Below are 25,119 nucleotides of genomic sequence, written 5' to 3'. Positions count from 1 at the left end.
TTTCTCATCTCCTCTCCGCCGCCGAACAGACGGCAACCGATCTCTTCTCTCTGAATTCTCTCACAGAATCACTCCTCCATCAAAGGGCCGCAGAGGCCAAAAGCCCCCGCTCTCGGCGGGGGCTTTTTCGCTGTACCGGTCAGGTTCCGGCGGCTCAGTAGGGCATCGCGCCGTACATCAGCGTGAAGAGCACGCCGTAGAAGACCTGTTGGAGCTCATTTGCGCCGTCCTCCATCTCGGTGACCACGTCGACAAAATCCTTCTCGGTCATGTCAAACAGATCACTCGTGGGCCGGTTCTGCAGCTGCGAGCTCGTGTACTCGTTGGTGTCAAATGTCCCGTCGAGGTGAATGTTGATCTTTTCTCCCTCGTCGAGAATATCGAGGTCGAGACGATCAAAGGCGAGCGTCCTGCCGCCGGTCTTCAGGGCACAGACAGCGTCCGAGCTCAGTACAAAGCCGTTCTCGCCGTAGCCCTCGTCCGCCGTGACGGCGAGCTCCGTGCTGATGGTGCCGTCCGCACCGAGCACAAAGTCAAAGCTGAACTCTCCGGCTATCTCATAGGCCGCGACGTCAAAGCACATATAGATGTTGTAGGTGTCGTCAGCCGCGATCTCAGAGAATGTAAGCGCCATCTCCAGAGTCTCGTTGTAGTCGTCGTGCATGGTGAAGCTGGCGGTGAATGTAGTCTCATCCTGCTCATTCACACCGGTCAGGCGGAACTCATCAAACGAGCCGCCCTCTTTGGCCGCGAGCTTCGGCGTGAGCACCATGACCATCTCGCGGATGATCTTTTCTTTATCAATGCCGAGGGTCAGCTCACCCTGGATGTTGAAGTTTTCCTCCTCAAGTGCGCCGAGCAATTCCTGCTGGATGAACTGATCGTAGCTCATGCCGGACTGTGCCGCCTGGGCGGCGAAGGTCGTACGGTAAACCGCGGCAAGCGGTGAGTCAAGGAACAGGTATTTCACGCTCTCAGTGGTGTATTTTTTGATGGTTTCACTCGTGAAAGTGAGCGTGTAGGCGGTCAGCCCGGCGGTTGTATCACCCTTGGTGATCTTGGCCTCGGCGAGCGCCCCCTTGAAGATCTCGGCGAACTCTTCGCCCATCTTCTCCATGCTCTCGATGTCCATCTCGGCGGGATCGGCGGAGCCGTCAAGCTCGCCGAACATGCCGCGCAGATCATCTGCCGTGATGCCGAAGAGCTGGGAAAACACACTGCCCTCAACGTCATCATACATGGTCTTGGGATTGACCGAGAAGATGGTGTCGCTCATGCTCGGAATGCCGAGCGCCGCAAGTTCCGGCTCAAAGTGGCCGTAGAGCTCGAGAAGCGGCGTGTGCGAGAAGAGCAGCGTCGCGTCAAACTCGACACTGTGGGTCGTCACGTCAGTGGCAGTTGTGCCGCTGATGCCGGTGCCCGCGAGCAGCGACGAGAGCTCCTGCGCGCCGTCAAAGCCGTCGATGGAGCGCAGCGTCAAATCGAATGTGGTCTCGCTGAAGTCGCCGCTCTTATAGTCAGCCCATGCGGCATACTCCGGATTGCTCTCGCGAAACGCCGCGTGAACATCTTTCTTCTGCGCGGCGGTTGCCTCAAAGGCCGATTCAATGTAGGCGAGATGGCCGTTGCCGAATACCGGCAGTACCCCGGTCGCAACTGCGGTGATCAGCGCGATGAGCGCCGCCGCCAGAACGGCAATGGTGATGATGAGCCCCTTGTTCTTCTTTTTGAGCGGTGCCTGCGGTGCCTGCGGCACGGCATTTTGTAGCACGGCTTCTTGCTGCACAGTCTCCTGCTGGACAGCGCCGGTTTCAGACGCGCCGGACGCCGCGGGCGGGTCCATGACCGCCGTGGGTGCCTGCGATGGTGCCTGCGGCACGGCATTTTGCGGCACGGTTTCCTGCGGCACAGTCTCCTGCTGAGCAGTGCCGGTCTCAGATGCGCCGGACGCCGCGGGCGGGTCCATGACCGCCGTAGGTGCCTGCGGTGGTGCCTGCGGCACGGCATTTTGCGGCACGGCTTCTTGCGGCACGGCTTCTTGCGGCACAGTCTCCTGCGGCACGGTTTCGGCCTGCGGCGCCTCTGCCTGCGCCTTTACGGGTTCCTGTGCGGGCGCCGCGGTCTCCTGCGGCGCCGGGTTCCCGGCCTGCTCTTCGGCGGGCACGGTGTTCTTATTCTCGTCCATATTGTCTCCCTTCCATTTTCCCTGTTTCGTCTCTCAGAAGCCGGGCTTGCAGAGGACCTCGCAGACCCGGGTGTCGAGGATGCTGCTCGCGTGGGACGCCTTGAGAATGACCGCTGTGTCGACGCCCACACCGGTGCCGCCGAGGGCGACAACCGGCTCCATAAACGGAATCAGTCCCGCGTCAAGCGCCATGACGGCGATCTCCACACAGACTTTCATCCCCTGCCCGAACATGCGCAGCGTGTGGGCGATCATCTCAACCGGCCCGACGCCGCCGAACTTCGTCGACAGGCCGCGCTCGGCGCCGCTGAGCACATGAGACGTCGTCAGAACCCTGATTCCGTGGCTCTCGAGCTCGCGCACTCTCTCAAGGGGCATTTCAAGCTCGCCGGGCTTGCGAAAGCCGTTGGCGTGGGTCACACAGACCACATTCAAATCCTTGCAGTCCTGAAAGAACATGGCGGAATCCCCCGTGTTCGTGGGGACCACGACGTGGCGAATTCCGCGGCTGCGCGCCGCCTCAAGGGCAATGCGCAGTGTCTCGGCCGAATTTTCGCGGCCGGGTTTCTCAAATACGACCATACAAAACCCTCCCTCTCTGATTCTATGGCCTATTATAGCAGGATTTTCCCCTCTTGAAAAGAAAAAGACACCCGCAGGGTGTCTTTGGAAACTTCAGATAAAGTAGAGATCCTTTGTCGGAAACTCCGGCTCGCAGGTGAGATTGACCCCCAGCTTTCGAAGCGCCGTCTCGTCGGTGCGCCCGATGAGAAACGAACAGTGGGCCTCGCAGCTCTTGAGCTCGGCCAGCTTACCCGTCGCGAGCTCCACCATGGGGTTGGTTGCGGCGCAGATCGACAGCGCGATGAGAACCTCGTCGAGACTGAGGATGCCGCGGCGGCTGCCGAGCACATTCTTTTTGAGATTGATAATAGGCTCGAGCACCACCGGGGAGAGTAGATGCAGATCGTCCGCAATGCCGGCGAGCTCCTTGATGGCGTTGAGCGTACAGCTCGACGCGGCCGACATCAGATTTGACGCCTTGCCGGTGACAAGCCGCCCGTCGGGCAGCTGCATGGCCATGACCGGCACGCCCAGCAGCTTTGACTTCACAAGCGCCGGTTCGACCACGACGCGGTCCTCGGGCTTGAGATCGAGCTGTTTTAAGATCAGCTCCACGCGCTGGGCCGTGGTCTGATCGGTGCGGCCCTGCTTGTAGTCGCAGCGGGCCTTGTAGTAGCGGCGGATGATCTCCTGACAGGCGGCGGCGCGCACCACCTCGTCGTCAAAGATGGCGTAGCCCGCCATGTTGACCCCCATGTCGGTCGGGGACTGGTAGACGCTGCTGTCGCCGGTGATCTTCTCGAGGATGGTCTGCAGCACCGGGAACGTCGCGATGTCGCGGTTGTAGTTGACCGCCGTCTCACCGTAGGCCTCGAGGTGGAACGGGTCGATCATGTTCACGTCGTTGAGATCGGCGGTCGCCGCCTCGTAGGCGAGGTTGACCGGGTGTTTTAAGGGCAGATTCCAGATGGGGAAGGTCTCAAACTTTGCGTAGCCCGCGCGCACGCCCCGCTTGAACTCGTGGTAGAGCTGCGACAGGCAGGTCGCGAGCTTGCCGCTGCACGGGCCCGGCGCTGTGACCACCACCAGCGGACGCGTGGTCTCAACGTAGTCGTTGGCCCCGTAGCCCTGGTCGCTGACGACGAGATCCACATCGGTCGGGTAGCCCTTGATCGGGTAGTGCAGATAGGTCTTCACCCCGCGGCGCTCGAGCTTCTTGCGAAAGGTGTCCGCCGAGCTCTGGCCGCGGTACTGGGTGATGACGATGCTGTTGATGTAGAGCCCCATGCTGCGCAGATTGTCGATGATGCGCAGCACGTCCATATCGTAGGTGATGCCGAAGTCGGCGCGAATCTTGTTGTTCTCAATATCGGCCGCGTTGATGCAGAAGATGATCTCGGCCTGGTCGCGAAATTCCTGCAGCAGCCGAATTTTTCCGTTGACGTCGAAGCCCGGCAGCACGCGCGCCGCATGGTAGTCGTCAAAGAGCTTGCCGCCGAATTCCAGATAGAGCTTGTTGTCAAACTGCCTGATCCGGCTGCGGATGTGCTCGGTCTGCATCTGAACATACTTTTTGTTGTCGAATCCGATCTGCATTGCCCCATTCCTCCCTGTTGCACTTCTGCCAAGAAAGCTTTTTACATTCCATAATAGAATATCACACCAGCCAGTTTTTTCAACTGTTTTCTCACCCGTTCGGCAATTTTTCGGCGGCCGGCGCGCGCTTTGCCTGCCTCAGCTCGCGGCGGATGCCGAGGGTGACGGGAATGGAGATTGCAAAAGTCAGAATATCCGACAGCGGCTGGCTGAGAACGAGCCCCGGCTCCAGAATCAGCCCCGGCAGTATCACGATCAGCGGAATGAAGAAAAGTCCCTGCCGCGCGAGCGCCAGAATGGTGGCGCTCAGGCTCTGACCGATGGACTGGAGCATCATGTTCGACATGATGACAAAGGCCTGCAGCGGCAGCACAATCGCCTGCGCGCGCAGCGCCGCCGCACCCAGGCTGACAACGGCGGCATCCTCCCCCTGGAAGAGCGCGACAATGCCGGGGGCAAACGCCACCACAAGCCCGCCGAGCACAGCGAGCGCCACTGTTCCCACCCGGACGCAGAACCAGTAGGCGTCGTGCACACGCTCTTTCTTGCCGGCGCTGTAATTGAAGCCTGCGACCGGCTGAAAGCCCTGGCCGAAGCCGATGAGCGCCGAGCTGACGAACATCATCACGCGCGACGTGATGCTCATGGCAGCGAGCGCGGCGTCGCCAAACGGGTGGGCCGCCTTGTTGAGAAAGATCGACGCAGTCGACGCGAGCCCCTGCCGGCAGAACGTGGGAAAGCCGCTTCTGAGAATCTCGCGGAACATCTCCATCTGCAGGCGCACCCGCCGGATGGACAGACGGATGCCGCTGCGCCCGGAGAGAAAGTGGGAGAGCAGAATGAAAAAACTCACCGTCTGGCTGATGACAGTCGCGAGCGCCGCGCCGCCCGTGCCCATGTTGAAAGTGAAGATGAACAGCGGGTCGAGCGCGATGTTGATCACCGCGCCCGCGCCGATGCCCGCCATGGCGAGCAGGGCGCTGCCCTCGCTGCGCAGGTTGTTGTTCATGACAAAGGACGCCGTCATCAGCGGCGCGCCGAGCAGAATGTAGCGCGCGTAGTCGCAGGCGTGGGACAGGCTCGTCTCAGTCGCCCCGAGAAGCCGCATAAAGGGCTCCAGAAAGAGCAGCCCGAACACCGCGAGCACCACACCGAACGCGATGGCCGTGAAGAACGCGGTCGAGGCGGCCTGGTCGGCGCGCTCCTCCTCGCGGCGGCCGAGCAGCCGCGAGATGTAGGCACCCGAGCCCACGCCGAGGGTGAAGCCAATAGTCTGAATGACGGCCATCAGCGAGAAGACCACCCCGACGGCCGCCGTCGCGCTCGTCTCCAGCTTGCTGACAAAAAACGTGTCGGCCATGTTGTAAAACGAGGTGACAAGCATGCTGATGATGGTGGGCACGGCGAGCGACGGGATCAGCTTCGTGACGGGTTCGGTCGTCATGCGGATGTAGCGGGCCTCGCGGTCCTGTGCCATGAGAATCGCCTCCTGAATGGATTATTCGGAAAGTCCCAGCAGCCTCTCTGCATTGCCGTGGAAGATGCTCTGCTTTTGCGGCTCAGTCAGATCAAAGCTGTTGACCAGCTCATACTCCATGCTCGGGCGGCTCCACGGCAGGTCGCTGCCGAAGAGCACGCGGTCCGCGCCGTGGTTTTTGATGATGCGCTCGCACTGCTCACGGTCGATGTAGCGCGCGACGACCGCCGTGTCGAGGTAGACGTCCTCGCCGACGAGAGTGCGCTCGACCTCGTCCCACAGGGCAAGGCCCCCGAGGTGGGCGCAGACCATGGTGAGCTTCGGAAACTGCCGGTGAATCCTGAGCAGCCCCTCGGGCGAGGCGTAGATGGTGTCGGGTGTGAGCGGGTCAAAGCCCGCGTGAAAGACGACGAACAGGCCGAGCGCGGCGCACTTCTCATAGATGGGAAAGGCGCGCTTGTCATCGATGAAAAAGTCCTGAAAATTCGGGTGGAGCTTGACGCCCCGCAGACCCAGCGCCCGGATGCGATCGAGCTCGTCGAGCGCGTCGGGCGCCGCCGGGTGGACTGAGCCGAGCGCCCAGATGCCGTCTCTGCCGTTGATTGAGCCCGCCCAGTCGTTGATGAGCGTCTGCTGGGACGGCTTCGTCGCGATGGGCAGCACCAGCGCCTGGTCGACGCCGCACTCGCGAAGCAGGCGTTTTGCGCCGGCGAGCGTGCCGTCGGTGAGGCTCTTTACCTTGATGTTTTCCTCGAGCGATTCGATGGCGCGCGCCGCGATCTTCTCGTGGAACGCGTGAATGTGAAAGTCAATGAGCATGGATACCGAGTTTCCTTTCGCCTGAAAAATCCGCTCTCCCACGCGGAAGAGCGTCTGCGGGCGGCCGTTTTGTAACCGCCGCTGTTCTATATTATAGACCTGCAGGTTCGGTTTATCAATTATTTCCTCCCGCCGGCGCGGCCCGCTTTCGACATGATTTTTCCGGGGCAGGCCATACTATAGATGTTACACACAAAAAGACAAGGAGCGAAGTACGATGAGTTTACAACCTCTATCCAGTAGAGAATTTCAGCAGATGATACAGACTTCGGCCCGCCCGGTTGTGATCGACTTTACCTGTGAGCACTCGGCCCCGTGTGAGCTTCTCTCGCCGATTCTCGAGACCATGTCGCGCGATGCGGCGGGCAGAATCGGCTTCTATCAGATCAACGTCGAGCGTGAGCGCGAGCTCGCGCGAAAGCTCTCGGTCACCTCCATTCCGACGGTGATGCTCTACGCAGACGGCGAGCTTGTCACAAAGTCGGTCGGCTACAAGCCGAAGGACGTGCTGCAGGACATCCTCTACAGCGAGCTGCCCTGAGCGCGGTTGTCGGGCGGGACAAATTGTGGTAGACTGAAACCAGACGGCGGCCCTGCCGCCAGACGGAACACAGGAGAGCGCCACATGTCCGATGTCACGACGAAAAAACAGGATTTTCTCTGCGGCTGCCGCGACGGCGTGCCCATTGCGCTTGGGTACCTGTCGGTCGCGTTCACCTTTGGCATGATGGCCGCCACGCAGGGCGTGCCGGTGTGGGCGAGCGTGGTCATCTCCATGACCAACCTCACCTCGGCCGGACAGTTTGCCGGGCTCGGGCTCATCGTTGCGGGCGGGTCGCTCACCGAGATGGCGCTGACGCAGCTCGTGATCAATCTGCGCTACGCGCTGATGAGTCTGTCCCTCTCCCAGAAGCTCGACGCGTCGGTCACGACGCCCCAGCGCCTTGTCATTGCCTTTGGCAACACCGACGAGATCTTCGCCCTCGCGAGCGCCCGGCCGGGCAAAGTCAGAGCGGCCTATCTCTACGGGCTGATCCTCGTGCCCTTTCTCGGGTGGAGCGGCGGCACGCTGCTCGGCGCCGCGGCGGGCTCCCTGCTGCCCGAGATGGTGATCTCGGCGCTCGGCATCGCCATCTACGGCATGTTCATCGCCATTCTGGTGCCCGCGGCGCGGCGGATGCCGGCGGTCTGCAAGGTCATTCTGCTCGCGGCGGGGCTCGGCTTTGCGTTTCGATTTGTGCCGGGGCTCAGAGAGGTGTCGTCGGGCTTTGCCATCATCCTCTGTACCCTCGCGGCCGCAGCGCTCGGGGCCGCTCTCTTCCCCGTGGATGAGGAGGGCGCACCATGAGATACGTCTGGTACATCCTCGTCATGGCGGGCACGACCTACCTCATTCGCATGGTCCCGCTTGTGCTCTTTCAGCGGCCCATCCGAAGCCGCTTTGTGAGATCCTTTCTCTTCTATGTGCCCTACGCGGTGCTCGGCGCCATGACTTTCCCGGCGGTCTTCTTCTCGACCGGGTCGCTCTGGTCGGCCCTCGCGGGGACCGCAGTCGCCGTTGTGCTGGCCTTTCGCGGGTGCGGGCTGCTGCCGGTGGCCCTGTCCGCCTGCGGGGCGGTGTTTGTCGTGGAGCGTCTGCTCGCGCTACTGTAAAAAGGAGGTATTGCCATGCTGGAACACACCCATTCGCTGCCGGAGCTCACCAAGGCCGAACGAAAGGAGCGCATCGCCGCGCTCGAGGCCGAGATCGAGCTGCTCTCCCGCCGGATCAAGGATGCGAAGATCCCGGTGGTCATCCTCTTTGAGGGGTGGAGCGCCTCGGGCAAGGGGAGCGTCCTGTCGAAGCTCATTTTGAACATTGACCCGAGAAACTACAAGGTCCACTCGACCACCCCGCCCGAGCCGCGCGAGCGGCGCCGGCCCTTTCTCGCGCGCTACTGGTCGGAGCTTCCGGCCCAGGGCCGCTTTGCCATCTTCGATCGCAGCTGGTACCAGGATCTCTCGATCTACCGCCGTGACGAGGGCTTCGACGACGACGAGTTTTACAGGCGTGTGCGCGCGGTCAACACCATGGAGCGCCAGCTCACCGACGGCGGCACGCTGATTTTGAAATTCTTCCTACATATCGACCGGGACGAGCAGGCCCACCGGCTCGACGAGCTCGCGGCGAGTGAGGTGACGCGCTGGCGCGTGACCGAGCGCGACCGCGACCAGAATGAGCACTACAAGGCGTTTTACCGCCTGTTCGACGAGATGCTCGAGTCGACCGACACCGCGTGTGCGCCGTGGCATGTCATTGCCGCCGAAAAGCGCACCGAGCGGCTTCTCGCCGTCTACTCGATCGTGGTCGCCGAGATGCGCCGCGCGCTCGAGGAGGGCGTCGGCGGCGCGGACGCCGCGCTGCCCCTCGGCGGGCCGTTTGATCTGCTGCCCGCGCCCGACCCGGACGAAATCGACCTGTCGCTCACGCTGGACAGAGACGAGTACAAGCGCCGGCTCAAGCTCCTGCAGGGGCGGCTCTCGGAGCTGCACAGCGTACTCTACCACCGGAAGATGCCTGTCATTCTGGTCTACGAGGGCTATGACGCCGCGGGCAAGGGCGGCAACATCCGCCGCGTGGCGGCGGCACTCGACCCGCGCGGCTACGAGGTGGTGCCCGTGGCGGCGCCGAACCCCTACGAGATCGCCCACCACTACCTCTGGCGCTTCTGGACCCGGCTGCCCCTCAACGGTCACATCGGCATCTTTGACCGCAGCTGGTACGGGCGCGTGCTCGTCGAGCGGGTGGAGGGCTTCTGCTCCGAGCGCGACTACCGGCGCGCCTACCAGGAGATCAACGAGTTTGAGCGCGAGCTGATGGACTTCGGCGCCGTGATTTTGAAATTCTGGGTACACATTGACAAGGACGAACAGCTGCGCCGCTTCGAGGACCGGCAGAACACTCCCGAAAAGCAGTGGAAGATCACCGACGAGGACTGGCGCAACCGCGAGAAGTGGCCCCAGTACGAGGCCGCGCTGCGCGACATGCTGCGCTACACCTCGACCGCGCGCGCACCCTGGCATATCATCGAGTCAAACGACAAGAAGTTCGCGCGCATCAAGACTCTCTCGCTGATTGTCAAGACGCTCGAACAGGCGCTCGACGGCGGCGAATGACCCGGCCGGCGGAGTGTACCGGCCAGACCCGGCAGCAAAAAGGGACGCGAAAACCACTGTTTTCGCGTCCCTTTTTCTCTGCGCTACCGGGCAAAGCATGCCGCCAGATCCTCCGCCGCGGCCATGTGGATCTCGCCGCGGATGACCGCTCCCGTCTCGGCGCAGAAGTCGCCGCAGTGAAGATTCCCCACGACCACCGCCGTGGCGAGCAGCCGCAGCGTGCCCTGCACATGGAGGTCGCCGCGCACCCGGCCGCTGAGCGTGAGAGCCGCCGCCTTGATGTCGCCCTCGACAACCGAATCGCGGTCGATCTCCACAGGGCCCTGCGCGGTGAGGTTTCCCTCGACACGGCCGCCGCAAAGGCGCATCTGCTGCGCGGCGGCGTCGCCCGTGAGCACGCCCTGCAGCAGAAGCGTGCCGTCCGCTTCGAGGCTGCCGCGCACCGACCCGCTGCACTCCAGGTTCCCCTCGGCCCGCAGCCTGCCCTCCACGGCGGTGCCCGCTGCAATGTGCGTACTCTGCCGGGCCGCCGGCAGGGGAATGGAGGTCTCCGAAGCCGGCTGCGCCGCCTGCGGCTCGGGGGTGTCCGCCGCCTCAGAGGGCGGCGGCGCGGTGGGTGTCGTCACAAAGTCGATGGGCTCATTCTCCTTGAGCCGCAGCTCTCTGAGCAGCTCGGCGGCGCTCTTCTGCGCACCCCGCGCGGGTGGTCTCTTTCTCTTTTCCATGTTGCTCCAGCCCCCTTTTCTTTCACGGAAAGCCGCACCGGCCACGGACAGGGGCGCCAAAAGGCAGGGCCGAAACCGGTGCCCGGCGGTCAGTCGGACACAGACAACGCGCAACGCCCTGCCGCCCCCTGTTGCGGACAGCACTGATTTTTTCATTATACCAGCGCAGGGTGTCCGCCGGAGAAACTCGACCAATTAACTCGTAATTTTACCCCTTTTAGCCGGATCGCTTTCAAAATCGCCCCTGACATTCCTGCCCGGGGGAAACAGAGAGTTGCTTTGCAAGCTGATCTTTCGGATATATAATATCCTGCGAGGTGAACATTTCGATGGAAACAAAGGATATCCTATTGGAATTGAGAAATAGAGCAGAGTTATCTCAGGATGAACTTGCCGGAAAAGTACACGTTACACGCCAGGCTGTATCCCGTTGGGAAAATGGAGAAACCACGCCGAACACCGAAACTTTGAAATTGTTGTCTAAGCTGTTTGATGTCTCCATCAACACACTTTTGGGTTCTCCGCGGCAGCTGATTTGCCAGTGCTGCGGCATGCCCATGGAGGATTCTGCAATCAGCAGAGAAGTCGACGGCCTATTCAATGAAGAGTATTGCAAGTGGTGCTATGCCGACGGCACATACACCTATGACAGCATGGATGATCTGATCGACTACTGTGCCGCGCATATGGCAAATGACTCTTTTTCCTGCGAACAGATACGGGCGTATCTGAAAGAGACGCTGCCCGGGCTGAATTATTGGAAGCGGTATGCCGCGATCGGCGGCGAAGAAAAATTCGATGAGTTTAAAAAACAGATTGTTGACGAATTCAATGCGCTGCACATCGAGGGGATGCCAGAGGTCAGAGAACTCAACGCCCTCGTCGGGGAATTTGTCAATTTTGAATATACGCTTCCCAATGGGACAAAAACCAAATTTTTAGACGATAGCGTGACCTATCTTGGAAATCAGCTTCCGTGTGATTATGATGCAGATCGGTGCTTTGGAATCCTTTCCAATATGGATTTTCTCCTTGTGTGCACATATGAAGAAAAGGGCGCCAATCCCGAATTGATTGTCTATAAAAAGAGATAGAGCCCGAAATCGCATTTGATGCAAATATGCAAAAACCTCCGTATGACCGCGATCATACGGAGGTTTTCTGTCTTATGGGAAGCTGCTGCGTGGGACTCTCTTTTTCGCCTCATTCGTCGAGAGACACCAGTTCATAGCTGCGGCTGCCGAGACCGAGCTCGGCCGCGGCCTCGATGGTGCGAATGCCGTTTCGGCTCTCCATGCGCTCGATGAGAGCCGCCTTGCCCGGGTCGGGCGAGGCATAGACCGCGTCGACGCAGGCCTGGTCGAGCGCCACCGGGTCGAGCGAGGCGAAGATGCCGATGTCGGCCATCTCGGGCTCGTGGGGGTTGGCATCGCAGTCGCAGTCCACCGACAGGCGGTTCGCGACGCTGACGTAGACAATGTTCTCGCGGCCCATAAAGTCCATCACGCTCTTATCGGCGTCGGCCATGGACTCGAGAAAGGAATTGTGGTCGGCGTCGAACATGTCCTGCATCTTAGTAAAGGGCCCGCCGCTGCAATGGATGTGGCCCTTTCCGCGCGCAGAGGCAACGCCGATGGACATGTTTTTCAGCGCCCCGCCGAAGCCGCCCATGGCATGGCCTTTGAAGTGGGAGAGAACCAGCATGGACCCATAGTTTTTCAGGTGGTCGCCCACATAGTTCTCCCGGAGATGGAACCCTCCCTCAACGGGCAGGGGCATGTCGCCCTGCTCATCCATCAGGTCGCAGGGGGCGATGGCCGCAAAGCCGTGCTCCCGGATGGCCTGCCAGTGGGCTTCACTGGTGTTGCGCCGCCCCTCGTAGGCCGGTTGCACTCGACGATGGTGCCGTCAAGTTTGCTGACCAGCGGCGCGATCAGCGCGGGCTGCAAAAAGTTGTGGCCGCCGGGCTCACCGGTCGAAATCTTCACCGCGACCGAGCCGCGCAGCGTGGCCCCGAGGGCGTCGTAGGCACGCATCAGCCCCTCGGGCGAAATGTCTCTGGTAAAATAGACGGTCGACATGTTGATCCTCCTCTGTTATTTTATCTGTTACAAATACTCTATCATTTGGAGCGCACTCCAAGTCAAGAGGTTTTTCCAAATTTTCACCGGATGGCGTGTGTTTGACAGCGGGCGGGAATGCATTTATAATGAACAGTGTTCATTTATGACAGGAGGCGAAGCCATGAAGCCCGAGGCAACATCCCGCGGGGAAATTCTCGCAGCCGCCCGCGCGCTCGCCGCCGAGAGCGGGCCCGGCGGCGTCAGCATGCGCGCCGTCGCGCGCCGGTGCGGCGTCGCCGTGGGATCTCTTTACCACTACTTTCCGTCAAAGGGCGCGCTCATCGCCGCGGCGGTGGAGCAGACCTGGCGCGAGATCTTCCACGGTGCGGGCGGCTTCAGCGGGGAAGAGGGGTTCCCCGGCTGCATCGCGTGGCTCTATGCGCGTCTGCGGCAGGGCGCGCGGGACAACCCGGACTTTTTCACCACCCACCCGGCCGCTTTTTCCGCGCAGGAGCGCGAACAGGGCCGCCGGGTCATGGAGCAGGCCCTCTCCCATGTCAGACAGGGGCTTCTCGCCGCGCTCGCCGATGACGCCGCGGTCGACGACAGCCGCTTTCACGGCGCTCTCACCCGTGAGGCGCTGGTGGACTTTGTCTTTACCCATCTCATCGCGCTGCTCGCGCGGGGAGAGCAGTCCTGCACGCTGCTCATCGAGGTTGTCCGCCGGCTCCTCTATTAAAATCCATAACGTATAGAAAGGGTATGCTTATGCAAGCAGTAATGGAAACACTCTTTGATCTTGTCTATCTCACCACCGTCATCACGCTCGGGGTGAAGATGATCCGCGGCAGCGGCGGCAGCCGCGAGGTGCTGCTCTTCGGCATCATGGCCGTCACGCTCGGCGCAGGCGACGCATTTCACCTGGTGCCCCGGGCCTGGGCTCTCTGCACGGCGGGGCTCGACGCTTTTCCGCAGGCGCTCGGCGCGGGCAAGTTCATCACATCGCTGACCATGACCGTCTTCTATGTGCTGCTCTACCATGTGTGGCGGCTGCGCTACCGGGTGCAGGGGCGCCGCGGCCTGACGGCGGCGGTCTATGCGCTCGCGGCGCTGCGCGCAGGGCTCTGCCTGTTGCCGCACAACGACTGGCTGAGCCCCGACGCGCCGCTCTCGTGGGGTATCTGGCGCAATCTGCCCTTTGCGGCGCTCGGGCTTGTGGTGATCGTTCTCTTCTATCGCAGCGCGCGCGAGCACGGCGACCGCGCCTTTCGCCACATGTGGCTGACCATTGTGCTGAGCTTTGCGTTCTACATTCCGGTGGTGCTCTTCGCCGATGCGGTGCCGCTTATCGGCATGCTGATGATTCCCAAGACCTGCGCCTATGTCTGGACCGTTCTGATCGGCTACCGGGACTGGCGCGCGCACCGCACGGCCTGACCGCCGTCTGACACAGAGAGCCCGGGGGCGCTGCCCCCGGGCTCTCATTTCGCAGGAAAAAACAGCCGCTCTCGCGGCTGTTTTTTTACCGATCAGTCGTAGATGGACTCCGCATCCCAGCTGAGAATGGCGCCGGTGACAGCGTCGATCTCAAAGTCGTACTCGATCTCCTTATAGACAATCTCGATCTCGTACTCCCAGCGGCCGTCGTCACGGTCGAGCTTGAGCTTTTTGACGTGGCTCGCCGTCGCACCGGGTACTTTCGCCAGCGCAATGCTTCTGGCCTTTGCCTCACTGATGCGCTCGCCGGTGGAGGGCGGCGTATAGGAGTCCGCGTCGTAGTCGAAGCTCAGAACGCTGCCGGTCACAGCGTCGATCTCGTAGTCGTACTCTCTGTAGTCTGCGGTGTAGAACTCGACGTCATAGACCCGGCGGCCGTCGTCCCACTCGAGCTTACTCTTGACAAAGGTGACGTCGGCGGCCTTGAGCCCCGCGTGGGCGAGGGCCTTGGCTTTTGCGGTCTCGGCGCTGATCACGCCGTCTGTGGACGGGGTGGTCGTCTGGGAGCCCTGCGAACCCTGGTTGAAGCTGTCGGCGTCGGTGACGAGGCTGTCTCTCTTGAGGATGACGGTGCTCGTCTTGCTGTCAAAGGAGACGCTGTCGCCCATCAGCTCGCCCACCGAGCGCAGCGGCAGATAGGTGATGCCGTTGTAGAGCAGGGGATAGACCCGGTTGCCCGCGCCGTCGGCAAAGGTGCGGGTGACGCCGTCGACCACAATGGTGAAATCGCGGCGAATCTGCGCGGAGATGTTTTGCTTTTTGGCGGCGGTGTCGGGCGTGCCGCTGACCGCGGCCGTGATGCGGCTGCCTGCGAGTGTGACGGTCAGGTTTGCCTCATCCCAGTTGACGTTTTTGCCCATCAGCTCGCCGATGGCGCGCAGAGGCAGATAGGTGGTGCCGTTGTAGACAATGGGGTGGGCCTCGTTGCCGCCGGCGTCGTAAAAGGTCTTCTCGGCGCCGTCGATCTCAATGGTGAAGTGGGGGGAGAGCTGTGCGGTCACGGTCGTGTTCGCGGCCCCGGCGCTGAGCGCCAGAACGCCCGCGAGCAGCACGGTGCACAGCAGCAGCGCCGTAAGACGCCTGCCTGTGGCTCTTCTGATTCCTGTTTTCATAACGCATTCCTCCTGCTATATTCAGTCGTGTATGGGCTCGGCTTCCCAGCTGCGGATGGCGCCGCTGTAGCCGTCGATCTCAAATTCATACTCCATGCCGTTGTAGTAGATTTTTCCCTCGTACTCGAGGCGGCCGTCGTCGTAGTCCACCTCAAATTCGCGGATGTCGCTCGTCTTTGCGCCGGGCACCTGCGCGAGCGCCAGCGCTTTTGCCTCGTCGGCGGTGAGCTCGCCGCCGGTCTTCGGCGGGGTGTAGCCCTCGGCGTCGTAGTCGAAGCTGATCACATCGCCCGTCACGGCGTCGATCTCATAGTCGTACTCCCTGTAGTCTGCGGTGTAGAATTCCACCTCGTAGACCTGGCGGCCGTCCTCCCAGTCGAGCTTGCTCTTGACAAAGGTGACGTCGGCGGCCTTGAGCCCCGCGTGGGCGAGGGCGTTTTTCTTCGCCTCGTCGGCGGTGATGGTCTTGTTTCCCGAGCTCTGGCTGCCGGTCTGCGGCGTGGTGGGGGTCACGGGCTGTGACGGCGTGGTGTCGCCGCCGGAATTGCTCCCCTGAAAGGTATCCGCGTCGGTGACGGTACTGCCGGTCTCTCCAAACGTGTCCGCGTCGGTGACGGTGCTGCCGTTTTGGCTGGCCAGCGGCGTCACGCTGTCGATCACGGTTCCGGTGAGCGCGTCGATGCTGTAGGTGTACTGGCCGTCCGGCGCCTGAAAGGCGATGGTGTAGTAGTCGAGGCCGTCGCGGCTGTCCATGTCGACCGCCTCAAACTGGGCCTGCGCGGCCGACACGCCCGCCGCTTCGAGCGCGAGCGTCTTCGCCGCCTGGGCGCCGATATAATCCATGCGCCCCCCCTGCTGCGCGCAGCCGCCGAAGAGCAGCAGCGCTGCAAGCGCGAGAGCGCAGATTCCTGTGGTTCGTCTCATAGATGGTTCTCCTCTCTGTGTGATGGCTCTATTTTGCCACTCGATTGTGAAAGGAAGATGAAATTTGAAAAAATTTTTTCTTCCCGCGGGCCGATCGCCCGTCTCTGGGAACAGAATAGCGCCGTTTTATGAAATCTACATGAAATTAGTATATTTTTTTGACAACCTGCAAAATGCCGCCCGGCGGCGTGTGCACAGCCGGCATCGGCTCACGCTGTCGGGCACAGAGAGGGGACGGCAGCTCTGCCGTCCCCTCTGCTCTTTGTTTCGTTTTCTCCGGCGCTGTCTACTCGGGCAGATGCAGCGTGAAGACGCTGCCGACGCCGGTCACGCTCTCGAGCGTCATGTGCCCGCCGTGGGCGCGCGCGATCTGCTGCACCAGCGCAAGGCCGAGGCCCGCGCCGCCCTCGCTGCTGCGCGAGGGGTCAACCTGGTAGAAGCGCTGCCAGATCTTCTCGCGCTCGCCCTCGGGAATGCCGATGCCGTCGTCGCGCACGCTGAGCTGAATTTCCCCGTCGTCGCGGCGCAGCGCAACCCAGGCGTGGCCGCCGGGACGGCCGTATTTGAAAGCGTTGGTCACGAGATTGACGATCAGCCGCGTCATCTGCACGCTGTCCACCCGGGCCGTGACGTCCGGCTCGAGCTCCAGAATCAGGCGCTCCGGCTCATAGCCGAGCTCCGCGCAGGCCGCGCGTGTGAGAGCGGTGAGATCGGTCGGCTCGAGGGTGGTCTTCTCGGTGCCCTGCTCCATGCGGGTCATACTCAGAAGCTGCTCGATCATCTGCGACATCCTCTTTGCCTGGCGGTGGATCATCTCGATGGTCTCGCGGCGCTCCTCGGGCGTCTCGTCGAACTTTTCGGCGTACTCGCACGCCCCCAGAATGACCGACACCGGCGTGCGCAGCTCGTGGGAGGCGTCGGAGGCAAACTGCTTCTCTGCCTCAAAGGACCGCTCGAGCCGCTCGAACATCCCGTCAAAGGTCTGCGCAAGGCGCGAGAACTCATCTTTCCCGGGGGGCAGATTGATGCGCCCCGAGAGATCGCGCGCCTCGTTGATGGCGTCGGCCGCGGCGGTGATGCTCTCAAGCGGGCGAAAGGCCCGCCGGGTGATCCACCAGCAGCCCAGCGCCGCGAGCGCGACAAAGGCGGGCGCCGTGATGACGGCCACGCGCAGCAGATTGCGCGCGGCGCTCTGGTTTTCGGGCGCCTCGAGAAGCCCCCGCACCCAGACGCCGTCGTCCCACCCGACGGGCCGCCACAGATCGAGCACATAGTAGTCGCCCGCGGCGCTCTGCACCGTGCGGGTCACGCCGTTTTCAAAGGGCTCGTCCGCCGCAAACGACACGGGGATCTGGCCTGCGAGCAGCGCCTCGTTTTTGCTGTAGAGCAGCGTCGTCACCCCGTTTTGATGGAAGACGAAGCCGTCGCCGAGCGTGAGCTTTCCCTGCTGCATATCCACATGTCCGAGGTTGCTCTGCACCACGGCGGTGAGCTGGGCGCGGGCGCTCTGGGCGACGACCGCGCTGCTGATGGTGAGCATGAATGCGAGCAGCAGCGCCGCCATGACGGCCATGACCACCAGAAGCCACACGGTGATGCGCAGCTTGACCGACCAGTTTTTCATGGCCTCTCCTCCGTGCCGTCCGGACGCAGCACCCAGCCGACGCCCCGGATGGTGTGAATGAGCTTCACCGGCGCGTCGCCGTCGATCTTGCGGCGCAGCTTGCTCATGTAGACGTCGACGTTGTTGGAGCTGCCCGCGTACTCGTAGTTCCAGATGCGGTCCTCGATCTTCTCGCGCGAGAGCACGATGCCCTGATTGCGCACCATGAACTCCAAAACCGCAAACTCCTTGGGCAGAAGTGGGATCTCTCTGCCCGCGCGCGTGACGGTGCGCCGCTCGATGTCGACCGTCAGATCGCCTGCCGTGAGCCGGTTGCTGCGGCTGCCCGCGCGCTTGCGGGTCATGGCGCGGATGCGCGCGAGAAGCTCGTCGAAGTCAAAGGGCTTGACGAGATAGTCGTCCGCCCCCAGATCGAGGCCGCGAACCCGGTCCTCGACGGCGTCGCGGGCGGTCAGCAGCAGCACCGGCGTCTCGCAGCCGCGCGCGCGCAGCGTCTCGAGCAGCTCGTAGCCGCTCATCTTCGGCATCATCACATCGAGCAGCACCGCGTCGTACTCGGCGCCCGCGAGATAATCGAGCGCCGCCGCCCCGTCGTGGCAGCCGTCGACCTGATAGCCCGCCTTGGTAAGCGTCTTGACGATGAGACGGTTCATATCCCTCTCATCCTCCACAACCAGAATACGCATTGTCGTCTCCTTTGTCGGTGTTTGTTCACCGTCATCATAAGATGCCGCGGGGGGATTCGTCAACTCCCTGCGGCGAAAAAGGGCCCGCAGGAGTTTCCTGCGGGCCCGGCTGCGCTAGTCGGAGAGACCCAGGTTCTCGCGGATTGCCTCACGCAGCGCCACGAGCTGCGGCTCCTGCCAGAAGAACAGCAGCTTCTGCTCGGCCACGGTGTCGCCCTGCGGCTTTGCCCCCAGCACGAAGACCGCAAAGGTGTCGGCGACGTCCTCGTGGAAGTAGTTTGCGCCGTAGCGGCTGACATAGTGCGTGGGGTTTTTCTCATAGTCGTTCACAGCGGAGGCCTCGAGCTCTTTCCAGAAGCGCTCGTAGTAGCGCCAGCGGAAAGAGCCGGGGATGAAGCCCGCGGGGTCGTGGGTGTTCTCGCCGACTGTCAGATCGATCTGGGTCGCGTCCTCGAGCAGCGCGTGGCCGTACTCGTGGATGATGGTGTAGGTCAGCTTGCTCCAGTCGCGCGGCGCGCCGTTCTCGTCGTAGACGTCGTAGTAGTCGACCGCGATCTCAAAGCGGGTGTTGTCGGTTGAGCCGTCGTCGGCCGTGATGGGGGTGGTGTAGGCGAGGATGTTGCTCGTGCCGTCGGTGAAGAGGCGAAACTCCGCGATCCGCTCGCGCGCCTCGCGCGGCAGGATGGAGCAGAGATACTCCCACACCGCCTCGTGGTGCGCATCCGAAATAGCCGCGTCGCCCTGCACGACCGGGTAGCTTGCGAGGACGTTGGAGATGGTGCCGGCGTAGTTGTACACGCCCACGGTGAAGCCGCCATCCTCCGCCTGCACAAGGGAGATGTACTTGCTGTAGATGACGTCCTCCCAGTTTTCCGCCCCGCCGCCCGAGGAGGAGGGCTCGCCGTACATGGCCGTTATCAGATCGCGCACCTGCTCGATTGTGTAGCCGGTCTCAGCGGGGCGGATCTCGATGTTCTCCAGAAAGCCGTTTCGGTAGTTGTAGTAGGTGTTCATGGGCGTCTGGCCGCCGAACCAGCGCATGGCGTAGCGGTAGGCGTCGTAGGAGTCGCTCCAGCCGTCGCCGCTGATCTCCTCGTGGGAGACGAGCTCGCCCGCCGCACCGACAAAGGCCTCGGTGTCCCGCAGGGAGCTGCCGAAGTAGATCACATTCTGGCGGGTCTGCAAAAACGTGTAGCCGCTGCCCTGCTCGCGGGCAATCTCCCGGTAGGAGGCGGTGCCGGGCGAGGCGACAGTCTGCACCGCGGCCGACACGAGCCGGGCCGCGCTCGCAATGGCGGCGAGGTCGAGCTGCGACGCCACGTCGGCGGCCGAGTGGTAGAGATAGCCGCGGCCCTGCTGCATCAGCAGCACCGAGGGCACGCCCACCATCTGAAGCGACGTGTGGTCGCTGGCCGTCTCGGCGCCGAGCGGCAGGTCGGCGGCCAGCGAGGCGAGCAGATCGACAAGCCAGTTGCCCTCGCCGTCGGTGGTGCAGACCATGAGCCCGCTCGAGCCGAGCCCGCCGAGCATATCGAGCTGAATGTCGCCGATGATGCGCTCACGCTCGGCGTCGGTGAGGCTCTGCGCATACTGGCGCGAGCCGTTTTTGCCGTTCTCCTCGTCGGTGAAGCTGACAAAGCGCAGCTCCGTGTCGGTTTCGACGCCGCTGAGCGCCTGCGCCACGGCGAGCATCGCCACGACGCCCGAGGCGTCGTCGTTCGCGCCGGGGGCCGTGGGCACGCTGTCGTGGTGGGCGCTGATGAGAAGAATGTCAGCGCCGGAGGACACCGCGCTCTTCACGGCGACGACATTGCTGCCCTGGGCGCCCGATTCACTGGTGTAGGGCTGCAGCGTGACGGTGTATCCCATGCTCTCAAAGCGGCTGCGCAGGTAGCGCACGGCGGCCGCCTCCCCCTCGGAGCCGACCGGGCGGGTGGCGGCGGTGAGGGTCTCGAGGTCTCTGCTGAGCGCATCGAAGTCGGGCAGCAGCGCTACGCGGTACAGCATGGTCAGCGCCTGCGCCGCCGTGACGGGATCGCCGGGGCGCAGCTCGTGCGCCGACACACCGCCCATCACGCCCGTCTCGGTGCAGAAAGCGAGCGCGTCCCGCGCCCAGACGGCGGCCGACGCCGCGTCGGAGAAGCCGTCAAGCGAGCCGGCCGCGGCGGGCGTACCCGCACGGCGGTGGAGCATGGCGGCAAATTCCTGGCGGGTGACGGGCGCATCGGGGGCGAAGAGGCCGCCGCCGATCCCGCCGGCGATGCCGGCCGAGGCGGCCCAGCTGACGGCCTGCGCGTCCTCCCCGGCGACGTCGGCAAACGTCTCGCCGCCGGAGGCCGCCGGCCGGCCGGCGGCCTCATAGATCAGCCGGACTGCGCCCGCGCGCGTGAGCGCGGTATCGGGGTCGCCGAGCAGCGCTTCGCTCACGCCGAGCTCCTGCGCCCAGCCGAGCGCCGGTCCGGCCCAGCCGGGCCACCCGGCACTGGCTGTGAGCGGTGTGAGCGCAAGCAGCGCCGCAAGCAGCAGGGACAACCATTTTTTCATGGGAAACACTCCTTATTTTTTATCTCCATTTAATATTAGTACCGCCCGCGGAAAAAGACAACCGCCAGATGAGTCATCTGTGGGAAAACCGGTCGAAAAAGACCGGCCTCCCATTGGCGGGCGAAAAAAATCCCACCCCGATAGGGTGGGAGAGAGCGGCAGCTCTGCCTCTGCTCTCCGGCGGGGCTGTCCTGCTCGGCGGAGTGGCAAAAGGCGGCGATTTTTCCATAGAAAAGAAAAACGGAGCAAAGTGGACTTTGCTCCGACTTGGTGACCCGTGGGGGAATCGAACCCCCGTTTCAGCCGTGAAAGGGCCGTGTCTTAGCCGCTTGACCAACGGGCCAGGGTGGTAGCGGCAGTAGGATTTGAACCTACGACACTTCGGGTATGAACCGAATGCTCTAGCCAACTGAGCTATGCCGCCATATACGCCCCTTTACAAGGCAAAGCTTATTTTATAAGAAAGGCAGGGGTTTGTCAATACAAAAAATAAAATTCCGTTTCCCCGCTCTTGACGGGGCGGGCCATTCATGGTATCATCTTTAGGCAACGGACGTTACCCGCAGGCGCCGACAGAGTGTTTGGCTACGAACCAAAAGGTCCGCCGTGGAAAACACTCTCGCGCTCTTATTATTTGACACGTTGCATGTTTTATTCCGTACGCTACTGTGGCTCAGCTGGTAGAGCAGCTGATTCGTAATCAGCAGGTCGCCGGTTCAAGTCCGGCCAGTAGCTCCACGTCGGAGCAAAGTCCGCTCCATTCAAAAGCGCCGCCCAAATGGGCGGCGCTTTCTCATTGTGCTCCCTTGCTCCTCCTCTCCCCACCGAAACTGCGGTTTCGGCGGGGGCCCCGATAATAGTCACTTGGGTCTGCCTTGGTGTGTAATCTTTTTTCTCTTGCCGTAGTCCGTCGCAAGCTCCATATCGCTTGCGACGACTTTTTTCAAAAAGTCATCGGCGCGCTCATTGCGCTGCTCCTCCTTATCCCCACGAAAACTGCGGTTTTCGTGGGGGCCCCTTTATTTTGATGTGCGGCGACCCGGGAAACCCGGGCCGCCTGGGCGCTAACGCGCCAGTTCGCGCTGCCGCGATCACTCAACCGAAACTGCCGTTTCGGTGGGGTTTTCAATAGCTGTCACGTCCGTGACCTGCCCCGCAAGGGGCCATCTGCCGCCCCGCTAGGGGCTGACCGTTCCAGACCTTGTCGCCTGGGGCGGTTTTTTTGTCTCATATCCCCGTTTGTTCCAAAATACGCCGCCGCGCCGCCGCCTTTTGTTGGAGTTTGACGAACCCTGACGCACGGTTTGCGGACAAGCCCTCGTATTGCGACCTTTTTTTCCGCCCCCGCTTCCTATACTTATCGGTACAGGTATTATCCAAAGATTTCCAGGGGGTTGCTTTTATGACAAAACAGACTGCTGCGGGCGAGCGGGACAAGCTGTCGCCGCTCGCGGGCATCACCGAGCGGGGCCGCGCGGCTCTGCGCTGCGCGCTGAGCTTTTTCGTGGGGCTCTTTCTATCGCGCACGACCATCTTCGGCCTCTTCACGCCCTTTGGGCTGACCTACACCGCCTCGGTGCCGCTGGGCGGCGGCGCCCTCTTCGGCGCGGCGGGGTCATTGCTCGGCTATCTGACCATGTACAACGACATGCAGTCGATCCGCTACCTGTCCGGGGTGCTGGTCATTGTCGGGGTGCGTTACTTTGTCGCCGAGATCGCGCAGTTTGCCGCCATGCCCTACCTCGAGCCGCTGCTCGCGGCCTGCGTGTGCGGCACGACGGGCATCGCCGTTCTCATTCAGAACACCTACTCGCCGGCGCTGATGATCTTTCTCGCCGTGGAGACGGCCCTGTGCGGCCTGTCGGTGGTGTTTTTCAAGCTCTCGCGCGCGGCGGCGGCAAAGCTGCGCGAGCGCGAGCGCCCCGGCGAGCACGAGATCATCAGTCTTCTGCTTGTCTTTTGCATCGGTCTTCTGGCCGTGTCGCCCATACGGCTCTTCTCCCTCTCGGCGGCGCGGATACTCGGGCTTCTCATTCTGCTCTTCGCGGCGTTTGAGGAGGGCATTGCGGGCGGCTCGGTCGCGGGCGTCATCATCGGCATCACCCTGTCGCTGGCCTCGCCCACGCTCGGCTTCATCGCCGCGAGCTACGGCTTCGCGGGCTTCATGGCCGGCGCCTGCCGGGGCTCGGGCAAGTTTGGGGTTGCGATCTGCTTTGTGCTGACCCACTCGGTGGTCACGGCCTACTTCGGCGAGGAGAGCATGCTCATTCTGCTCATTGAGGCGATGATCGCCTCGGTCTGCTTCATGCTGATTCCGGCGAAACTGGCGTCGCCGTTTTTCGATCTTCTGACCCCCCCGGTGCGGGAGGCCGCCCCCGCCGCCCGCACCGGGCGGGAACGCCAGACAGCAAAGGTGAAGCTGCAGCGCACGGTCTCGTCGATCCGCGACATGTCCGAGCGGCTCTTTCACGCGCCGCGCGGCGGCGACGTGACGCCGGACGACCTCTCGTCGATCTACAACGCAGCGGCCTCGGCCACCTGCAAGAGCTGCGGGCTCAACGTCTACTGCTGGGGGCGCGACTACAACACCACCATGGCCGCCCTGTCGGACAGCACCCCGGCGCTTCTCAAAAACCGGGCTCTCACGCCTGCGGACATCGCCGCGCCCCTGCGGGAGAAGTGCATCCACCTCGACGGCTTCGTCGAGAGCATCAACACCCAGTACCGGACTCTTCTCTCCACGCGGCGGCTGCGCGAGAAGATGACCGGCGAGCGGGATCTTCTCGAGGAGATGTACGGCAGTCTCGCCGCCTGCATGGAGGAGATCGCCGAGGACTTCGACACCTCCTACCGCTTTGACAGCGCGCTTGAGAAGAAAGTCGCCTCCTTTTTCAGAGAGCGGCGCGCGCCGGTGAAAAACGTGCTCGCCTACGAGAACGAGGGCGGCCACATGATGGTCGAAATTCTGCTCAGTTCCGCCTCCCACGCCCACTTCTCGGGCGACGAGCTGCGCGGCTTTGTGGAGGCCTCGTCCGGCCGGCGCTTCGGCGGCGTGTCAGTCACCCAGGTCGGCTCCGGCGTGTCGCTCAAGCTGCGCGAGCGGGAGAATCTTCGCATTCTCTGCGACAAGAGCATCGCCGTCAAGCAGGGCGAGAGCTTCTCGGGCGACAGCATGAAGAGCTACCTGCGCGACGACGGCAAGTTCATCGTCGCCCTGTCGGACGGCATGGGCAGCGGCCGGGAGGCGGCAGCCGAGAGCGACTTTGCGCTGACCACGCTCGAGGGGCTGCTCGAGGCCGGGCTCAAGCGCGATACGGCGCTGCGGCTGCTGTCGTCGGCGCTTTGCATCAAATCGGGCGACGCCTGCTTCGCCACGCTCGACGTGGGGGTCTTCGACCTCTACACGGGCGCTGCCGAATTCGTCAAGGCGGGCGCCGCGCCGAGCTTTGTCATACGCGGCGGCGAAATTTACAAAATTGAGAGCAGCTCGCTGCCCGCCGGCATTCTCGCCGGCGCGCCCATGGAGGAGAACCGCTGCAAGCTGGAGCCGGGCGACATCGTTCTCATGGTGTCGGACGGCGTGGTTTCGGCCGGGGAGGACGGCAAGTGGCTTCTCGAAATCGTGTCGAATTACACGCCCGGCGACGGGCTGTCACTCTCCAAGCACATCATCGCAAAGGCGCGCGAATTCTCGCTCGGCCGTGAGGACGATATGAGCTGCGCGGTTTTGACGGTTCAAAAACTCGATTCGTAAACTTCGTATAATCGCCCCGCCCGCTGTCAAAACTAAGCTCGCAGACCAGTCTGCAAAGTACATGACAGGGGAGAACGCGCATGCTCAGGGGAATCAACAAACAGATCGTCGTGGTCAAGGATACGGGAAGCCCGCTCTTCGAGGAGGCCATCTTCATTGTGCGCCCCTCGCAGGAGACGGCCGCAAAGAGCGAGGCCCAGATGGCCGAGGAGGCGAAGAACATCGTCTCCGACTGCATCCGCCGCCACTACGGGGCAAAGGCCGGCCGGCCGCGCATACTCCGGTGGCTGCTCTCCCCGTCGGGGCTGCTCGCCCTCGGCGTCGCGGCGGTGGCTCTGCTGGTGCTCATCGGCTTGCTCGTCTGACCCGAACCGCAAAGGCGTACCGCATGGT

The 25,119-nt window shown here is 62.7% G+C and carries 22 protein-coding genes and 3 tRNA genes; 10 read left to right on the top strand and 15 right to left on the bottom strand.

The window, feature by feature from the left end; translation table 11 throughout:
• Nucleotides 1–154 precede the first annotated feature (154 nt).
• The 5 genes from H8695_RS07370 to H8695_RS07350 form a co-directional block, all read right to left on the bottom strand.
• A complete protein-coding gene (locus H8695_RS07370) occupies nucleotides 155–2,185 on the bottom strand; it encodes a hypothetical protein (RefSeq protein ID WP_249300346.1) in 2,031 nt (676 codons plus the stop codon).
• 33 nt (nucleotides 2,186–2,218) lie between these two features.
• A complete protein-coding gene (locus H8695_RS07365) occupies nucleotides 2,219–2,767 on the bottom strand; it encodes a pyruvate kinase alpha/beta domain-containing protein (protein ID WP_249300345.1) in 549 nt (182 codons plus the stop codon).
• Between the two features lie 93 nt (nucleotides 2,768–2,860).
• Nucleotides 2,861–4,345, bottom strand: a complete 1,485-nt coding sequence (locus tag H8695_RS07360; protein WP_249300344.1) for a DUF1846 domain-containing protein — start codon at nucleotides 4,343–4,345, stop codon at nucleotides 2,861–2,863.
• A 91-nt stretch (nucleotides 4,346–4,436) separates the two neighbouring features.
• Nucleotides 4,437–5,822 carry an MATE family efflux transporter gene (locus H8695_RS07355; RefSeq protein ID WP_249300343.1) on the bottom strand — a complete coding sequence of 462 codons (1,386 nt, stop codon included), beginning with the start codon at nucleotides 5,820–5,822 and terminating at the stop codon, nucleotides 4,437–4,439.
• Between the two features lie 21 nt (nucleotides 5,823–5,843).
• On the bottom strand, nucleotides 5,844–6,641 hold the full coding sequence (locus H8695_RS07350) for an amidohydrolase family protein (RefSeq protein ID WP_249300342.1): 798 nt from the start codon (nucleotides 6,639–6,641) through the stop codon (nucleotides 5,844–5,846).
• Between the two features lie 217 nt (nucleotides 6,642–6,858).
• Between H8695_RS07350 and H8695_RS07345 the strand changes: the two genes are divergently transcribed.
• The 4 genes from H8695_RS07345 to pap all read left to right on the top strand — a co-directional run bounded on the left by H8695_RS07345 (nucleotide 6,859) and on the right by pap (nucleotide 9,797).
• Nucleotides 6,859–7,182, top strand: a complete 324-nt coding sequence (locus H8695_RS07345; protein WP_283243645.1) for a thioredoxin family protein — start codon at nucleotides 6,859–6,861, stop codon at nucleotides 7,180–7,182.
• 84 nt (nucleotides 7,183–7,266) lie between these two features.
• Nucleotides 7,267–7,989: an AzlC family ABC transporter permease gene (locus tag H8695_RS07340; RefSeq protein WP_249300340.1), complete on the top strand. Its 723-nt coding sequence runs from the start codon at nucleotides 7,267–7,269 to the stop codon at nucleotides 7,987–7,989.
• The gene (locus H8695_RS07335) at nucleotides 7,986–8,294 is read left to right on the top strand and encodes an AzlD domain-containing protein (RefSeq protein WP_249300339.1); all 309 of its coding nucleotides are present in this window, start codon (nucleotides 7,986–7,988) and stop codon (nucleotides 8,292–8,294) included. The genes H8695_RS07340 and H8695_RS07335 overlap by 4 nt, the downstream gene beginning before the upstream one ends.
• Before the next feature lie 15 nt (nucleotides 8,295–8,309).
• The gene (gene pap / locus H8695_RS07330; RefSeq protein ID WP_249300338.1) at nucleotides 8,310–9,797 is read left to right on the top strand and encodes a polyphosphate:AMP phosphotransferase; all 1,488 of its coding nucleotides are present in this window, start codon (nucleotides 8,310–8,312) and stop codon (nucleotides 9,795–9,797) included.
• An 83-nt stretch (nucleotides 9,798–9,880) separates the two neighbouring features.
• Here the strand turns inward: pap and H8695_RS07325 are convergent, their stop codons facing one another.
• Entirely contained in the window at nucleotides 9,881–10,522 is a 642-nt protein-coding gene (locus H8695_RS07325) for a bactofilin family protein (protein WP_249300337.1), read from the bottom strand.
• A gap of 329 nt (nucleotides 10,523–10,851) precedes the next feature.
• On the opposite strand from H8695_RS07325, the gene H8695_RS07320 reads away from it, so the two are divergent.
• Complete coding sequence (locus H8695_RS07320) at nucleotides 10,852–11,616, top strand: zinc ribbon domain-containing protein (protein WP_249300336.1); 765 nt, start codon at nucleotides 10,852–10,854, stop codon at nucleotides 11,614–11,616.
• Nucleotides 11,617–11,725: 109 nt separating this feature from the next.
• Here H8695_RS07320 and H8695_RS07315 read toward each other — a convergent pair whose 3' ends face one another.
• On the bottom strand, nucleotides 11,726–12,415 hold the full coding sequence (locus H8695_RS07315; RefSeq protein ID WP_346726803.1) for a DUF362 domain-containing protein: 690 nt from the start codon (nucleotides 12,413–12,415) through the stop codon (nucleotides 11,726–11,728).
• Nucleotides 12,319–12,603 carry a hypothetical protein gene (locus tag H8695_RS11665; RefSeq protein WP_346726802.1) on the bottom strand — a complete coding sequence of 95 codons (285 nt, stop codon included), beginning with the start codon at nucleotides 12,601–12,603 and terminating at the stop codon, nucleotides 12,319–12,321. The genes H8695_RS07315 and H8695_RS11665 overlap by 97 nt, the downstream gene beginning before the upstream one ends.
• A 145-nt stretch (nucleotides 12,604–12,748) precedes the next feature.
• Between H8695_RS11665 and H8695_RS07310 the strand changes: the two genes are divergently transcribed.
• Nucleotides 12,749–13,324, top strand: coding sequence for a TetR/AcrR family transcriptional regulator (locus tag H8695_RS07310; protein ID WP_249300335.1), 576 nt, complete (start codon nucleotides 12,749–12,751; stop codon nucleotides 13,322–13,324).
• Between the two features lie 29 nt (nucleotides 13,325–13,353).
• Nucleotides 13,354–14,022 carry a hypothetical protein gene (locus H8695_RS07305; RefSeq protein WP_249300334.1) on the top strand — a complete coding sequence of 223 codons (669 nt, stop codon included), beginning with the start codon at nucleotides 13,354–13,356 and terminating at the stop codon, nucleotides 14,020–14,022.
• Between the two features lie 92 nt (nucleotides 14,023–14,114).
• Here the strand turns inward: H8695_RS07305 and H8695_RS07300 are convergent, their stop codons facing one another.
• The 7 genes from H8695_RS07300 to H8695_RS07270 all read right to left on the bottom strand — a co-directional run bounded on the left by H8695_RS07300 (nucleotide 14,115) and on the right by H8695_RS07270 (nucleotide 21,396).
• Nucleotides 14,115–15,194, bottom strand: coding sequence for a PepSY domain-containing protein (locus tag H8695_RS07300; protein WP_249300333.1), 1,080 nt, complete (start codon nucleotides 15,192–15,194; stop codon nucleotides 14,115–14,117).
• 21 nt (nucleotides 15,195–15,215) lie between these two features.
• On the bottom strand, nucleotides 15,216–16,118 hold the full coding sequence (locus H8695_RS07295) for a PepSY domain-containing protein (protein WP_249300332.1): 903 nt from the start codon (nucleotides 16,116–16,118) through the stop codon (nucleotides 15,216–15,218).
• A 286-nt stretch (nucleotides 16,119–16,404) separates the two neighbouring features.
• Entirely contained in the window at nucleotides 16,405–17,742 is a 1,338-nt protein-coding gene (locus H8695_RS07290; protein ID WP_249300331.1) for a sensor histidine kinase, read from the bottom strand.
• Nucleotides 17,739–18,428: a response regulator transcription factor gene (locus H8695_RS07285; RefSeq protein ID WP_249300330.1), complete on the bottom strand. Its 690-nt coding sequence runs from the start codon at nucleotides 18,426–18,428 to the stop codon at nucleotides 17,739–17,741. The genes H8695_RS07290 and H8695_RS07285 overlap by 4 nt, the downstream gene beginning before the upstream one ends.
• 114 nt (nucleotides 18,429–18,542) lie before the next feature.
• A complete protein-coding gene (locus H8695_RS07280; RefSeq protein ID WP_249300329.1) occupies nucleotides 18,543–20,972 on the bottom strand; it encodes a M20/M25/M40 family metallo-hydrolase in 2,430 nt (809 codons plus the stop codon).
• Nucleotides 20,973–21,240: 268 nt separating this feature from the next.
• Nucleotides 21,241–21,315: transfer RNA gene (locus tag H8695_RS07275), tRNA-Glu, on the bottom strand.
• Nucleotides 21,316–21,319: 4 nt separating this feature from the next.
• Nucleotides 21,320–21,396, bottom strand: a tRNA-Met gene (locus H8695_RS07270).
• 238 nt (nucleotides 21,397–21,634) lie between these two features.
• Here H8695_RS07270 and H8695_RS07265 point away from each other — a divergent pair.
• The 3 genes from H8695_RS07265 (at nucleotide 21,635) to H8695_RS07255 (ending at nucleotide 25,091) form a co-directional block, all read left to right on the top strand.
• Nucleotides 21,635–21,710 (top strand) — tRNA-Thr (locus H8695_RS07265).
• A 664-nt stretch (nucleotides 21,711–22,374) separates the two neighbouring features.
• Nucleotides 22,375–24,726, top strand: coding sequence for a SpoIIE family protein phosphatase (locus H8695_RS07260; RefSeq protein WP_249300328.1), 2,352 nt, complete (start codon nucleotides 22,375–22,377; stop codon nucleotides 24,724–24,726).
• A gap of 80 nt (nucleotides 24,727–24,806) precedes the next feature.
• A complete protein-coding gene (locus H8695_RS07255) occupies nucleotides 24,807–25,091 on the top strand; it encodes a hypothetical protein (protein ID WP_249300327.1) in 285 nt (94 codons plus the stop codon).
• Nucleotides 25,092–25,119 lie beyond the last annotated feature (28 nt).

It is taken from the genome of Feifania hominis, assembly GCF_014384765.1.
Classification (GTDB): Bacteria; Bacillota; Clostridia; order Oscillospirales; family Feifaniaceae; genus Feifania; species Feifania hominis.
Note: the sequence above shows the minus strand (reverse complement) of the source record. Positions and strands in the feature narration are given on the sequence as shown.

Bases quoted from the DNA above. Each gene is read 5' to 3' on its own strand.
- H8695_RS07370 (WP_249300346.1), bottom strand. From the start codon at position 2,185: ATGGACGAGAATAAGAACACCGTGCCCGCCGAAGAGCAGGCCGGGAAC.
- H8695_RS07365 (WP_249300345.1), bottom strand. From the start codon at position 2,767: ATGGTCGTATTTGAGAAACCCGGCCGCGAAAATTCGGCCGAGACACTG.
- H8695_RS07360 (WP_249300344.1), bottom strand. From the start codon at position 4,345: ATGCAGATCGGATTCGACAACAAAAAGTATGTTCAGATGCAGACCGAG.
- H8695_RS07355 (WP_249300343.1), bottom strand. From the start codon at position 5,822: ATGGCACAGGACCGCGAGGCCCGCTACATCCGCATGACGACCGAACCC.
- H8695_RS07350 (WP_249300342.1), bottom strand. From the start codon at position 6,641: ATGCTCATTGACTTTCACATTCACGCGTTCCACGAGAAGATCGCGGCG.
- H8695_RS07345 (WP_283243645.1), top strand. From the start codon at position 6,859: ATGAGTTTACAACCTCTATCCAGTAGAGAATTTCAGCAGATGATACAG.
- H8695_RS07340 (WP_249300340.1), top strand. From the start codon at position 7,267: ATGTCCGATGTCACGACGAAAAAACAGGATTTTCTCTGCGGCTGCCGC.
- H8695_RS07335 (WP_249300339.1), top strand. From the start codon at position 7,986: ATGAGATACGTCTGGTACATCCTCGTCATGGCGGGCACGACCTACCTC.
- pap (WP_249300338.1), top strand. From the start codon at position 8,310: ATGCTGGAACACACCCATTCGCTGCCGGAGCTCACCAAGGCCGAACGA.
- H8695_RS07325 (WP_249300337.1), bottom strand. From the start codon at position 10,522: ATGGAAAAGAGAAAGAGACCACCCGCGCGGGGTGCGCAGAAGAGCGCC.
- H8695_RS07320 (WP_249300336.1), top strand. From the start codon at position 10,852: ATGGAAACAAAGGATATCCTATTGGAATTGAGAAATAGAGCAGAGTTA.
- H8695_RS11665 (WP_346726802.1), bottom strand. From the start codon at position 12,603: ATGTCGACCGTCTATTTTACCAGAGACATTTCGCCCGAGGGGCTGATG.
- H8695_RS07310 (WP_249300335.1), top strand. From the start codon at position 12,749: ATGACAGGAGGCGAAGCCATGAAGCCCGAGGCAACATCCCGCGGGGAA.
- H8695_RS07305 (WP_249300334.1), top strand. From the start codon at position 13,354: ATGCAAGCAGTAATGGAAACACTCTTTGATCTTGTCTATCTCACCACC.
- H8695_RS07300 (WP_249300333.1), bottom strand. From the start codon at position 15,194: ATGAAAACAGGAATCAGAAGAGCCACAGGCAGGCGTCTTACGGCGCTG.
- H8695_RS07295 (WP_249300332.1), bottom strand. From the start codon at position 16,118: ATGAGACGAACCACAGGAATCTGCGCTCTCGCGCTTGCAGCGCTGCTG.
- H8695_RS07290 (WP_249300331.1), bottom strand. From the start codon at position 17,742: ATGAAAAACTGGTCGGTCAAGCTGCGCATCACCGTGTGGCTTCTGGTG.
- H8695_RS07285 (WP_249300330.1), bottom strand. From the start codon at position 18,428: ATGCGTATTCTGGTTGTGGAGGATGAGAGGGATATGAACCGTCTCATC.
- H8695_RS07280 (WP_249300329.1), bottom strand. From the start codon at position 20,972: ATGAAAAAATGGTTGTCCCTGCTGCTTGCGGCGCTGCTTGCGCTCACA.
- H8695_RS07260 (WP_249300328.1), top strand. From the start codon at position 22,375: ATGACAAAACAGACTGCTGCGGGCGAGCGGGACAAGCTGTCGCCGCTC.
- H8695_RS07255 (WP_249300327.1), top strand. From the start codon at position 24,807: ATGCTCAGGGGAATCAACAAACAGATCGTCGTGGTCAAGGATACGGGA.